Genomic DNA, 12,501 nt, shown 5'->3' on the forward strand with positions numbered 1-12,501 from the left:
CGGAAGTGGCCTTCGGAGTTCGGTGGGCGGCTTTGCAGCGAGAGTAGTCGTTCATCCTTGGGCCTCGTGTTCACGGTCTCGGCCGCCAAGCGGTCATCGAACCGTCGCGGGGATCATTGCTTCACAGCAGCGCATGAACGGATGATCGGGCCATGCAGGCCCATGCCGTCGGCACTAGATCTGCTGTTTTCTTCCCCGCACTTCCACCTGCACGATGTCAAAGGAAGCCTTCTGGGCACGCAGATATGCCCCGTGCTCTTTGATGAAGCTTTCATCGATGCTCCTGAACACTTGGGTGTTAGAAATATCATGAACCGGACCGAAACCCTGGGGGACGTCCTTCAAGGTGATAGGGTTGACGGGCGCCACTCCTATTCCCGAGCGAGCGCTCTTTCCCTGAAGCTGAAGCGCGCACATGCGCTCCAGCGTGTCGTAGTTACAGGCAATTGTCATATCGAGGCGGACATCTTGACGTGAAACGGTTTTCTTCAGTGTTGCCATCCACTCTGTGGCAAAGTCGGCGTCGCTTTTTGGAATGAGAAGTTTCCCCCTGGCGTTATCAACTCTACCCCTACGTAGGCACCGTTCCATCACCGCGCCGACAATCTGTGCGCGAAGCTGCTCCTGCCCTGAGCTGGCGTTGTTGCAGACAGCCAGGAGCGACAGGGCCGCGCCTGCTGCCGTATATGCACTACCCTGCTTGACCAAATTGAGCATGACCCCGTTGAGGTAGGCATGGTCGAATGCACCCTTCGTTCCCAGCCGCGTTGCATGGTGCAGGATGACCGCGCTCCACACATCTACCGCGATGGGATCATTCGACAGCGTGTGCTCGGTGATCTGCTGGATGATGCTTTCGAAGGATGCAAAGAACTCTAGATAGCCAAGTGCAATCGGCCCTGCAGCCCCTTGCAGTGTTGTGTACCAGTCCAGGATGAAGTCTTGGTCAGGTGCCAAGATCAAAAAAGCCGCCACGTCGTCCGTTAGGCTGCTGGAGTATTCGGTATGCGCTGTCGGCGAGGGTTTTACCAAGCGCATCCGTTCTGCGACCAGGAACTCCTGGAAGGACCGGTGGGCAAAGAAGAGCACGCCGGATTCCTTTTCCTCAGTCAACGTCGAGACGATGTATTCGTTGCGCTTGCCCTCATCATCGGCGCTGTTGCCATTGGGCAGATCTCGGAAAAGGATGGCCGGCAGTTCGCGACGGTAGAAACTGCCCTGGGTGCCGTCAGGCTTTCGCCAAGCCCACCAGGCGAGTTCACGTTGAAACTGCAGCCGGGCGTCCAGCGCGATGGAGCGACGAGCAGGCTTGAGCACGGTGTCGCGCTGCACCATGTTGCGGATGAAGTGCTCGTACAGGCGGTGTTCATTGAAACCGCGCAGATCGAATTGGGGGTCTGCAGCCACATCTGCGATCAGTTGCACGTGTACTGGGCGCCGCAACAGGTCTGCAGGTACCAATGCAAAAATTTCGTCTCGGCGCTTCTCGACAAAGTTCGGCGGGTAGGAGAAACGCTGGCTCTCCGCATGCTTGCCCTGGTTGACGCGCAGGCTGGATGTTAGCAGCCGGGATGTCTCTTCTTCGTCGAAGAAGGCAATTTTCCACTCGGGCCAAGCCTGATAGTCTGCACTGGCGACGGTTTGGTCCCCGACCCGAACCAGACCACGAAACACCAATTCGCGCTCATCGAAGGGAAGTGCGTTGGGCCGACCCAAAAGCAGCACCTTAGCTTTGCCAACTAGTAGTTTGTTGAACTCTCGGAAGTTGTTGAGGAAATCCGCCGCCGTCATGGCGTGCTTCATCTCGTCAAATCCGTCCAAGATGATGAACAGTCGGCCTTGCTTGTTTAGGTACTCCAGCGTCGCGTATTGGTAGCCGACACAAGGAAATCGCGACGTGAACTCTTTGCCAAACAGACCTTCAAGTTGGGTCTCATGCACGATCTCGCCCAAACGTAGCAGGATTGGCATGCGGGCAGTAGGATCCTGCAAGTTGATCCTGGCGAAATGAGCGGCAAGTCGCTTGGCAAAGCTGGATTTGCCTTGTCCGTACCCACCCAGGATGGACCGGCTGGGACCGCTGTCACTTTGCAGCCAGTCCTCGACTACTGCAATGGCGGGATCTGAGAAGCCTTCGAGTCGTGCTTCGACGTACTCGGTCTGCTCCGTGGGACGTAGTTCTGCCAAATGTGTAATGTAGGGCTTGAGGCCAAAGACCGATTCGGCCAGCTCGTCGTAAGTTTGGTGCGAGGCGCCGCGCCAATCGTCGATGAACTCCTGCGCGTCTGTAGATACGCCGCAGCGGCTGACGATCAGTATTCGGTCCACTCGCCCCTTGTCACGCATGACCTCGTACTGCGGATAAATCTGGGCGGACACATAACTCTTGTCGAGTCTGCTGCTGTAGTCCTTGCATTCCACGGCCCAGACTTCTGTTTTCCCAAAGTCTTCACGTGTGAATCGGATGTCAACTTTGGTCCCGGATTCTCGGACTTCCACCCTCAGATTGGGGTACTTGGTGCGCAGGAGATCACACACCAAGTCCCTAAAACGGTCACCGCGTTGGGTTGTGCTGAGTGTCTCTATTCGGGTCGCATCAGACGGGGGCATACTGGCAAGAAAAAAACAGTGAGGACGTCGTGTCCCTGACGCTTAAAGCAGGACAGTGCTGGCCTGCTTCAAACATATAAAAGTCACCCATCATAGAGTGTGAACCGCCCCGGGGCGGTTCAAGTGCAGTGCAGCGCAACGATCTACCGGTTCGGTTCGGTTTGTTTCGTTGCGGGCCTACACAGCGACATCACTTCCCGAATAGTGCAGCCGACTTCAGTGCAAATCCTGGCAAAGTCTACTTCCAGCGCTCACCGTCACTCGTGTGCCAAAGTTGACCGCCTGCTCCCAGCCTAACGCGACATGAGAGGATGGCAGGTATGCCCCGACTGGAGCCGATCGCTGGCGGAGGTTGTATTCACGCTCACTGATACCAAGCGGTCGATGGTCGTGGAGAGAAGCAGCGCAGTATGGGTTACTGCTGCCGTAGCAAAAATGTGGGTTGACCAACAAAGACGCTCTTGGCGAGATCGATTTCGATGGTGACAATGGCGGTCATTGAACTCCCTTCGACAAAAATGAGTGAGTTGATGAAAAGTTCGAGCTTCCCATCGTTGCACTACGTTGCCGAGAACCGCAAGACTCTCTGTGCGCGGTTCCTAGGGACGGGGAAGTTCCTTTCATTTCTTAGGGCACATAACCCACTACCCTAGACCGCTATCAGCCTGATCGTGTCCAATTGATGCAAACTGCACTCGAATCTTCGAAAAAAGTTGACGTCCTCCTTAAGGAACACGAGGCTATCTGTTCGCAGATTCGGGAGATGGTCTCGTACTCCGATCGCATCTTTGGGCTCGGGGTCACAATCCTCGGCGCCGTCTTTGTGTACGGTATCAGGGAATCTGTGCACGCAATAACAATGGCAACACCGTTCGCTGTTGTAATGCTTCTGCTTTTCTGCTTGAGCATTTACTCAGCCATTCTGTCGCTTGGAGGCTACCGACGATACTTGGAGGAAAAGCTATCGCAAGCACTTGGCGAGACACTGCTTACCTGGGAGAAAGTGGCAACGAAACTGCTCCACAACTCGTTCGCCGTTGCTGCACTCTCTGTCGGTTCGGCATCCTTGCTTCTCGCCTCAATGTACCTCGGCTTGCACGTCGCGGCGAATGAGTTAGGCGCTGATGGCAGTCGACTACTCGTGGCAGCGTATTCTGCTTGTCTTCTTTTACTGGTTGGCTCATTTCTCAAGCTTCGTCGCTCGCATCTTGAGGCATATCTTGCTGCATCTGGCTCGCTCGAGCGACTTCCCCTCTTCCCGATCCGCTCGCTCCTTCTGGCCTTCCCGCCAGTAAGGTCACTCGCGTCGCACCTCAGTGAGCTACGCGGAAGGGATGTGGCGGGACAACTTCATGAAATGCTCGGCGATGCGCGGAGCGTGCTCGATCTCGGCTGCGGGACTGGCGGGGTCTCCCTCGCACTCATTAGATCTGAGCTGCATGTCGTTTCGGCAGACCTGCTGGACAACTCACTTCATCCTGAAGTACACGTAAACATTGTTCCGGGGAAAGGCCTTCCCTTTTCGGATAACCAGTTCGACGCCTGCATCCTCCATGTCACACTGCATCATTCACAAGAGCCACTGTCGCTGCTGAGGGAGGCTGGGCGCGTCGCGAGCCGTGTGTTAGTCGGCGAAGAACTGGTGAACTCTGCAGCCGGAAAACTCCTTTTGTCCGCCTACGATCGCGTCGCCAATGTTTCATTCATTGACGAGCCGCATAACAATTTCTCCGATCTGATGTGGCGAAAACACTTTGCCGACGCGGGCCTGACTGTCGTTGCATCCAAGCACACGCGCATCTTTGGAGTCATCAAGCAGGCGCTCTACCTGCTCGAGAAACGGTGACAGACATCTTCATCACGGCATATGCCGGCGCAGTAGCAGCGACGGCTTTGATCCTATTTTGCCGAACAGCGTACATCGCGATGTCTACACCAAGACTGCAGCGGTACGTCGGGCAACGACATCCGGTCTCAGTCGACATGCTCGTGCCCGTCCGAAACGAAGCCGCTCGAGGTCTTGAAAAGAACATTCGTCTGTTGCTGGATCAGTCGCATCAGATGGCCAGAGTCATCGTTACGGATGATCAATCAACGGATTCGACTTCTGACATCCTTGCAAACCTTGCATCCCACTATCCCCAGAAGCTCACAGTTGTCCGCGGCGTCGACAAACCGTTTGATTGGATGGGCAAGACCTTTGCGCTTCAGCAAGCGAAGCAAGCAAGTACAGCAAGGTGGCTAGCGCTGGTAGATGCGGACGTCGAGTGTGGTCGTGACTTGATGGTCGCGGCAATCGCACACGCGGAAAAGGAAGGTCTTGACGCCCTCTGCGTGCTTCCACAGTTTGAATACCGCTCATTCTGGATCGGAGTAGCCCTCCCTGTCATGATCTGGCTGTCCGCCATGCGCGTAAGTCCAACGCAGACCAATAGACCTTCATCGCGATATGCCTTTGGCTTTGGCAACTTCATTCTCGTACGTCGAGAGTCTCATGATCGCATCGGCGGCTTCGAAGCGTATCGGTCTTCGGTTCTTGACGACTGCGAGATCTTTGAACGTTTGAAGGCATGCGGCGCGGCAGTTAAGGTTGTCGAGGGCTCACTGTTCTTGCGTTCTCCGATGTACGACTCCCTACTGGAACTCTGGCACGGTTTCAGCAAGAACTCGTTCGCGACTCTTCGCTATAGCTGGCTCCGCTTGCTTGCTGTATTGCTCGGCTTCGCAGCGCTGCCGATTCAGGTGTTCTTGGCTCCCCAGTCCCTTGCTCCAATGCTCGCTCCACTTTCAGTGATCCTCGCATTTGCGGCGGCCGCAACATCGGGTGCCAGGCTGCGGGCGCCGGTTCACTACTACCTACTCTTCCCTTTGGGGTTCTTTGTCGCCGCAGCCATCTTAGTCCGATCTGCCATTTCCCATTCCTCAGCACAAGGAACACGTTGGAAAGGAAGACCTGTCAGCTAGAGTCGAACGCATAAAGCCGAATGCGCTAGGTCGGCCTATTGCAGTGAAGGTCCCCTGGTTGGCCGATAGTACCTACTCGGGCAGGCGGGTTGAGTGCCAGCAACCAGCCTGAAGCAACCTTCGAAGGTCCACGCGCGGCCTTGCAGCGGGAGCTGCCCAGTGGGGTGCTGCAGGGCGCTTTCACGCTGACTGCCAGAAGCAGGCATTCGCACGCATCCGCGTCGGTGTGCTCGCCGTACCCAGCAGCGTTCACACATGGGTTCCAGTATTCAAATAGGCGCTATGGTCTATACACTCATGCCGGAGAACATGGCCACCCGCTTGTCCTTGAGCTTGCCTGGCTGGTAGTCCTTCAGCCACTCCTCCGGGGTCTCTGACAAGAACTGCGGCGCCTTCTTCGGGGTGGTGGTGCTTTCTGCGCGCATCCTCGATGTGATCGTCACCGTAGTTCGGAAGTAGTAGTGGAAGAAGAGGCGATTGAACTCTGTGAAGTAGATGTCGGCTACACGGCGGTCGCCGCGGATGATCAGCATGTTTTCATCATTGCCCGTGGTCGACGGCTCGGAGAAATTCGCAGATCCTGTAACCACGATCGGGTCGGCGCCGAGAGGATCCATAAGGAGGAACTTAGAGTGAATGTAGGCGACGTGCTGGTTCATCTCCAGGGCGCGGTTGTTGGATTCACGCGCAAACTGGTAGACCGCGCCGTTGTCAATGTCCAAGTGTGAGCCAAACGCCTTGTAGACGTTGTTCCTGGAGTTGACTGGCTCCCACTTGTCCTTCTTTTTGCTATTCGGATTAGGCTTGTCTTCCTTCTCTAGCAGCAGGAAGGTCAGCGGACTGGAGGCTGTGTGCGTGAGCAGAGCCTTGCGGAACAGCTCGCCCACGCCAAAGGCTAGCGTGATGCATCCGTGGGTGGCGGCGCCATCAAGCATGCTGACATAGCGCTCCAGCATCTTCTGGCCGCGGCGCGGGCTAAAGATCGGGGTGATACCAGGCGCGACCTCGTCGTCGGGGTACAGGGTCGGACTCAGAGCCTCAACTGCGTCCGTGAATGCCTTGTTCGCGGCGCGTCCTTGCGCGGTCTTCCCATCCGTCGCACCAGGATCTGTAGCGAGCATCTGCCAGTACGCCCTGAAAGCATTGGCCACCTCACGATCACGTACCCAATGGCCTACGTTCGTCTGGCCGTGGATGCCGCCGTCAGACAGATTGGTCGAACCGGTCCACACCTCAGCGGCGTGCTGCTGGCCCTTGCGCGTGAGCACCATGAACTTGTTGTGCTGGATGTCGTTGGATCGCATCTCCCGATGCTCGACGCTCGACCTGGGAAAGCTGTGTTTGTCCAGCATTTCCAGGTTCTCTTTGCGCGGGAAGGCTTCGTGGAATTTGCCCTTCTTGTCTGTGTACGAATTGTCCTTTGTGTCCACGACGAGGTGGACCTTCACGCCCTTCTTGAGCGCGGCACGCAAGGCCGTGGCTGCCGGCTCGTAGCGGAATTCGTAGAAGCAGCCCAGCAACTCATCACCCGATCGCGCCTGGTTGATGAAGCCCAGCAGCGCCTCATCCAGTTCTCGGCTCAGCCACTGAAGCGCTCGATCGCGCTCATTCTTGTCCTTGATCTTGCGGGGCGGAACGTTGTGGAACTCGCGGGCGTAGGCCTGACTACTAGCGACCCCGCGGTTGAAGAAGATGTCGTGTGTGCTCTTGGAGAATAGCTTCTCGGTCTTGATCGTGATGGGTATAGGCTCGGCGGAGTGGTCCAGCTTCTTCGGTTTGCCGCGTACCGGGTAGAAGTTGTAGGTGTAGGTGCTGTCGTCGCGCGCGGTGAAGTCGTCCCACACAAAGCTCTGGATGGGGTGATCCTTGGTGGAGACGCGCGTGCCGACCTCCGGATTGGGAATGACAGAGGGGAAGACCTTCATGCCCTGAACGAAGAATTGCTGGTCTCGCTTTGGGTCTATGCGCTCAACGGCGAATCCGAGCAGGCCTTTGCGGGCAGTGGCCGTGGCCGTGATGCCAAATGAAACGGTGTTCACGCCAGCGACGGCGAACACCTGAAACCCGTCCTTCTTCTGCGACTTGAAACGCATGTTGAGCCCTCCGGTTGAATCAGCCTGCGTTTGTAGGGAGTGGCAGAGTTGCCGTCAAGCCCAAAATTGGTGAAAGGGGGCGCCGGCCAACCTGGATATGCGTCTCCGCTGTGCGCTTGAATCTTGGGCGCTCTCGCCAGAAGGCTACTTTGGGTCGGGCACAGCCGCTCGCCTCGGGCGCGAGGAGTCGTTCTCGACGCGCGACCAGGGTGACATGCATTGAGAGGCTGGTGACGGAGGTGCAGCGGTCGTTCCACCCTTCAATCCTTCAAGGACAGGTGACCTCGGCTGCCGACATTCAGGCGTGCTTGGTCGGCTGCAGCAACCAGCCTGGAACCGACATCACGATTCGAAGGGCAACCGGTTGCCGTCATTCGCGGCTGGTAAACAGGTTCACGGTCCAGTACAAGAAGCCGACATTGGCTCGCCCGTCGTCGTGCCAGCAGCGATGACCGCTGTCGGTGGGGCAGCGGGCCAGGCAGTCTGCCCGCCGCTCAGTGCGTCATTCCAACTTGCGCAGCTGCTTGGCACTTCGACCGAGTCGCCTCAGAGATGAGAGTGGGCCGACGGCAGCCCGATGCCGTTGGTTCCAAAGACGTCGGCGTTCATGACGGTCTTCCGGGCGCCGTCGATGAGGGTTTCCGCGAGGGCACGGGCTTCGGCGGTGAGACGCATGCCCAGATTCTCGCAAGGCAGTTTGCGACGGGCGGGCGGCCGGCACAACCGCTAATACCGCTAGGGAGGGATGCCAAAAAACTCCCGCGCCATGGACATGTAACGAAAAGCTATCGCATACTGTGCCGGTAGAAAACCGGTGCCTTCGGGGCAGCTTTTGCGGGTCATTTGAACCCGCCACGCACGGCGGCTTCCGATTTCCGGCTCATCTTGCGACTTAGTCATGCGAGGGGGGCATCCCCTGAAACCAGCGGGGGGTGTTCGCATGACCAATGGAAAAAACGATGAACAAACAAGTCCCTGACGACGCGGCCATAGAGGCCCTTGACGTCCGCGCCCTGCTGGCAAGGCTGGCACGCACGGATTGGCAGAACGACCCGCTTTTCGTTCCGGATGAGCTCGTGTTCCGCATGTTCGGCCGAGCTCGAAAGGCAAAAGACGAGGCCCGGGTTGGCATGCTTTCCAGGGTGCTGTCACGACGCCTGCTGAGCCTCGCGGGGGGATTTGTCGTGCGTAGTGGCATCTTCCCCGGGCTCATTGGCGACCGAGACCAGGCTGCGGAAGAGCTGGCCTCATACGTGTGGGACTGCCTGGTTAAGCGGCCCGGCGACGCCGCGCATGCAGAAAAACTGTTCGGTCAACTGTTTCGCCGCCGCGCGACGGACTTCCAGCGGCGACTGCTATCCAAGAAGCGCAAGTTTCAGGAGAGCCTAGATGCCATGGGCGTCTCCGACGAAGACGATGACCCGGACAGGACCATTCGCAAGGTCATCGCGCTTCGCCAACCAGACACACCGGCCGACGCCCTGGCCAGCAAACAAGAGCATGCTCAGCTCGTCACCCGCCTCCAGGCTGTCCTTACCAAGCAAGAGTTCTTCGTCTACACGATGCTGTTCGTCGACGAGATGCCGGTCAAGGACATTGCGGTCGCCCTCGGCGTCAGCACTCGAACCATCAACACCTATAAGAACACCGCCCTCGACAAAGTCGCAGAGATGCGCAAGGAGTTCAAGCAATGACATCGCCCATCCGCAGGCTGTCGCTCGATGAAGTTCTGGACGAGTTCTTCTTCTCTGCCGACAAGCCGTCTCCCAACATGGTTCTTCGCGCCTGCGAAGCCCACCCTGAATATCGCGAGGACATCCTCGAGTTCGCCGCTATTTGGTCCGCTTACGAGGCGTCACCCGAAGTGCCCGCGGCAGACGTTGCTGACGTGTGCGAAGAGTCCGTCTCTCGCCTTCAGAGCTACGTTCTAAATCAGCTTCACGAAATCGACGGCCAAGCCACCCCGGCCTCGGACATGGAGGCCACGAAGCGTGCCGTGTCCAGCCTGATTGGTGCCAAGCTGGCCCGCGCTGCGGCTGCCGTGGGCTTTGGCAGCAACCCGCTGCTCATGGTTAAGGTGCTCACCACCATCACCAACGTCCCAGCGAGAGTCGTCAGGGATTTGGCCCAGCACCTTCACGTGTTGCAGGCGGACCTACGGCAATGCTTGGGACCGCGACTCGTTGGCTCCAAGAGCTACAGCTCAACCCGCCCGCCAGATGCGCCTAGCTCGGAGACCTGGGAGAGCGCCGTCTGCTCCTTGCCCGTCAGCGAGGACGAGAAGAAGCGACTTCTGGCCTTCCAGACGGAGGAAGACCCCACGTGACACCCTTCCATCGCGCTCGAGAAGCGGCGATACGGCTGCGGCAGGACCTCTTCAAAGAGGCGGCTGCAACTGGCATCGCCTCCAACGTAGTCATCGATGCCGTCGCACACGAAGACGCTGAGAACTTCCAGATTTCGGACGCTCACCCTTCGGATAAGACGCTTGGTGGGGCCGATGCAGTGCTGGACCACGACTTCCACCTCATCGTTGTGCGCAACGACGTATCAACGCGCGAGCGCGCCTTCCTCGTGGCTCATGAGTTCGGACACTGGAAGCTTCATCACGAGACGCACGAAGGCTGCCACAAGGTCGTTGACAGTACGCTGAAGCCCGAGGACGGTGACACGTTCGGTGCGCAGAAGGTCGAGGCCTATGGCGCTCGCGAGCGCGCGGAGCTCCAAGCCAACATATTCGCCCGTGAGCTACTGCTACCCAGAAAAGTAGCGCGCAGCTTGTTCCTTTCGGGACAAACGGCGGAACAGCTTGCAACCGACCTCGACCTGCCTTTGGAACTGGTCCGGCAACAACTGCTTGATGGCCTCCTGCTTCCCGAGCCGGTTGAGGAGGCCCCTGAAACGCCCAAGGTCATCACTCAGACGGCCGAGCAGGTATCGGCTGCCCAGTCCAAGGCCAAGACATCGCTGGTGAAAGCAGGCCCAGGAACCGGCAAGACGGCCACGCTGCTGATGCGGGTCCAGCACCTCTTGGCGAATGGTGCGAAGCCCGAAGAGTTGCTGCTGCTGACTTTTTCGAACCGTGCAGCGCGCGAACTGGTGGACCGCCTGCAACAGCTCGGCGTTGAGAACGCGCACCAGATGTGGGTCGGCACCTTCCACGCGTTTGGGCTCGAGTTCCTGCGGAAGAACTGCGAGCAGTTCGGCCTGAAGTCCCGCTTCGGGGTCGCGGACAAGATGGCCGAGATTGCAGTGATCGAACCGCACATCTACAGCCTGGGCTTGCAAGCGTTCAACCCCTTGGGCGACCCACTCGACTGGCTGAAGGCCGCCGTTGAAGCCATTCAACGCGCGAAGGATGAGATGGCAGACGCTGCTACCTATGCAGCAGCGGTCGAGGCCTCAGCAGCTGAAACGCCGGCTGACTTGCTTGCCCGTCGACGCGATGTAGCGAAGCTCTACAGCTGCTACGAGGCAAACACGGAGGACAACGCGCGTCTCGTCGACATGGGCGACCTCGTGATGCTGCCGGCGCTCGCGCTGACAAACAACTACGAGAGCTTCAAGGCGAGCGTGGGTCGTTTCAAGCACATCCTGGTCGATGAGTACCAGGATATGAACCGAGCGAGTGCAGAGCTGGTGAAGGCGCTCGCAGCCCATGCTGACACCCTCTGGGTGGTCGGTGACGCCCGTCAGGCGATTTACCGCTTTCGAGGTGCCTCGATGCGCAGCATCGTGAACTTCGGCGAGGACTACCCAGAGCATCAGGCCTTTCCGCTCACCGAAAACCGGCGAAGCTATGAAGAGGTCGTCCGGGTCTTCGAACACTCGGGGCGCGCTACCCACCCGCTGCAGCGCATCCTTCCGCTGGACGATGTCGAGCCCGCCCGCGGCGCGAGCGGCGTGAAGCCTCGCCATGTCAAATGCGCCACCACGGACATCGTTCGCGGTGAAGTTGCGGCCAACGTCGCACGCATCCATGACCTCGGCATTGCGTACAGAGACCAGGTTGTGCTGGCCAGCACGCACGAAACGTGCGGTGACGCCGCGGACGCCTTGATCGCCGCTGGAATACCTGCCCTCCACCTTGGCGACATCTTCCAGCGCCCAGAGGCCAAGGACCTGCTGGCCTTGCTCCAGCTGTTCATCGACCGCTCAGGCAGCGGCCTGCTGCGGGTCTCGCGCCTGCCCGGACTGGAAATGCCTGCTGCGGACCTGGACCTCATCCTCACCTGGCTCGACAGCTCTCGACCGGACGCGCTGTCGTGGCTCGATTCCCCGCCCGCGGGGCTGACAACCCAAGGCACCGCGGCGCTTCTTCGTTGGAAGTACGCCTTTCAAGGTCTTTCCTCGAAAGACTCGCCCTGGGACGTCATCTGCACGCTGCTGCTAGACCGGACACGCATCCTCGCACCGCATCTGGCGGGCAACGGCATCCTCGACGTGACCCGGCGCATTGCGTTTTGGCAGCTCATCTACTTCTTGCGCGTGCCCGATGGCGGTCATGCATATCAGACGGTCGGAAGCTTCATCTCCCAGCTGCGCCGCCGTCTGCGCATAGGCGATGACCGCGAGTTGCGGGTGCCCCCGCCGGAGGCCGACAGTCTCGACGCGGTAGCGGTCATGACCATCCACGGCAGCAAGGGCCTTGAGTTCGAGGCAGTCCACCTTGTAGACATCGACGCCAAGCACTTCCGCATGGGAGCTGACCCGGACTTGGTCCCAGAGTCCCTGCTGCAATCTCTACAACACAGTGATGAGATAGCCCCCTGAACACCCGGACCCGTCCTATCGCTTATCTTTGAAGATAGGAGTAGGACTATGAGTACGAGCA

8 protein-coding genes are annotated in these 12,501 nt (G+C 58.6%); 5 read left to right on the forward strand and 3 right to left on the reverse strand.

The genetic code is table 11. The features are described from left to right. Positions 1-174: 174 nt before the first annotated feature. Positions 175-2,610: an NACHT domain-containing protein gene (locus AC07YZ_RS19835; RefSeq protein ID WP_494796005.1), complete on the reverse strand. Its 2,436-nt coding sequence runs from the start codon at positions 2,608-2,610 to the stop codon at positions 175-177. 682 nt (positions 2,611-3,292) lie between these two features. Here AC07YZ_RS19835 and AC07YZ_RS19840 point away from each other — a divergent pair. Beyond that, positions 3,293-4,456: a class I SAM-dependent methyltransferase gene (locus tag AC07YZ_RS19840; protein ID WP_494796006.1), complete on the forward strand. Its 1,164-nt coding sequence runs from the start codon at positions 3,293-3,295 to the stop codon at positions 4,454-4,456. Further along, positions 4,453-5,574, forward strand: coding sequence for a glycosyltransferase family 2 protein (locus AC07YZ_RS19845; protein ID WP_494796007.1), 1,122 nt, complete (start codon positions 4,453-4,455; stop codon positions 5,572-5,574). The genes AC07YZ_RS19840 and AC07YZ_RS19845 overlap by 4 nt, the downstream gene beginning before the upstream one ends. 287 nt (positions 5,575-5,861) lie before the next feature. On the opposite strand, the gene AC07YZ_RS19850 is transcribed toward AC07YZ_RS19845, so the two are convergent. After that, positions 5,862-7,667 (reverse strand): phospholipase D-like domain-containing protein, encoded by a 1,806-nt coding sequence (locus AC07YZ_RS19850; RefSeq protein ID WP_494796008.1) that lies wholly within the window; start codon positions 7,665-7,667, stop codon positions 5,862-5,864. A gap of 546 nt (positions 7,668-8,213) precedes the next feature. Further along, on the reverse strand, positions 8,214-8,342 hold the full coding sequence (locus AC07YZ_RS19855) for a hypothetical protein (protein ID WP_494796009.1): 129 nt from the start codon (positions 8,340-8,342) through the stop codon (positions 8,214-8,216). A gap of 284 nt (positions 8,343-8,626) precedes the next feature. On the opposite strand from AC07YZ_RS19855, the gene AC07YZ_RS19860 reads away from it, so the two are divergent. Genes AC07YZ_RS19860 through AC07YZ_RS19870 form a run of 3 tightly spaced genes read left to right on the forward strand, consistent with a single transcriptional unit; the run spans position 8,627 to position 12,440 of the window. Beyond that, a complete protein-coding gene (locus AC07YZ_RS19860; RefSeq protein ID WP_494796010.1) occupies positions 8,627-9,361 on the forward strand; it encodes an RNA polymerase sigma factor in 735 nt (244 codons plus the stop codon). Continuing rightward, positions 9,358-9,993: a hypothetical protein gene (locus AC07YZ_RS19865; RefSeq protein ID WP_494796011.1), complete on the forward strand. Its 636-nt coding sequence runs from the start codon at positions 9,358-9,360 to the stop codon at positions 9,991-9,993. The genes AC07YZ_RS19860 and AC07YZ_RS19865 overlap by 4 nt, the downstream gene beginning before the upstream one ends. After that, positions 9,990-12,440 carry a UvrD-helicase domain-containing protein gene (locus AC07YZ_RS19870; protein ID WP_494796012.1) on the forward strand — a complete coding sequence of 817 codons (2,451 nt, stop codon included), beginning with the start codon at positions 9,990-9,992 and terminating at the stop codon, positions 12,438-12,440. Before AC07YZ_RS19865 ends, AC07YZ_RS19870 begins: the two co-directional genes overlap by 4 nt. Positions 12,441-12,501: the final 61 nt, after the last annotated feature.

Source organism: Hydrogenophaga sp. GW101-3F08 (assembly GCF_059424585.1).

Bases quoted from the DNA above. Each gene is read 5' to 3' on its own strand.
- AC07YZ_RS19855 (WP_494796009.1), bottom strand. From the start codon at position 8,342: ATGCGTCTCACCGCCGAAGCCCGTGCCCTCGCGGAAACCCTCATCGAC.
- AC07YZ_RS19865 (WP_494796011.1), top strand. From the start codon at position 9,358: ATGACATCGCCCATCCGCAGGCTGTCGCTCGATGAAGTTCTGGACGAG.
- AC07YZ_RS19860 (WP_494796010.1), top strand. From the start codon at position 8,627: ATGAACAAACAAGTCCCTGACGACGCGGCCATAGAGGCCCTTGACGTC.
- AC07YZ_RS19850 (WP_494796008.1), bottom strand. From the start codon at position 7,667: ATGCGTTTCAAGTCGCAGAAGAAGGACGGGTTTCAGGTGTTCGCCGTC.
- AC07YZ_RS19835 (WP_494796005.1), bottom strand. From the start codon at position 2,610: ATGCCCCCGTCTGATGCGACCCGAATAGAGACACTCAGCACAACCCAA.
- AC07YZ_RS19840 (WP_494796006.1), top strand. From the start codon at position 3,293: ATGCAAACTGCACTCGAATCTTCGAAAAAAGTTGACGTCCTCCTTAAG.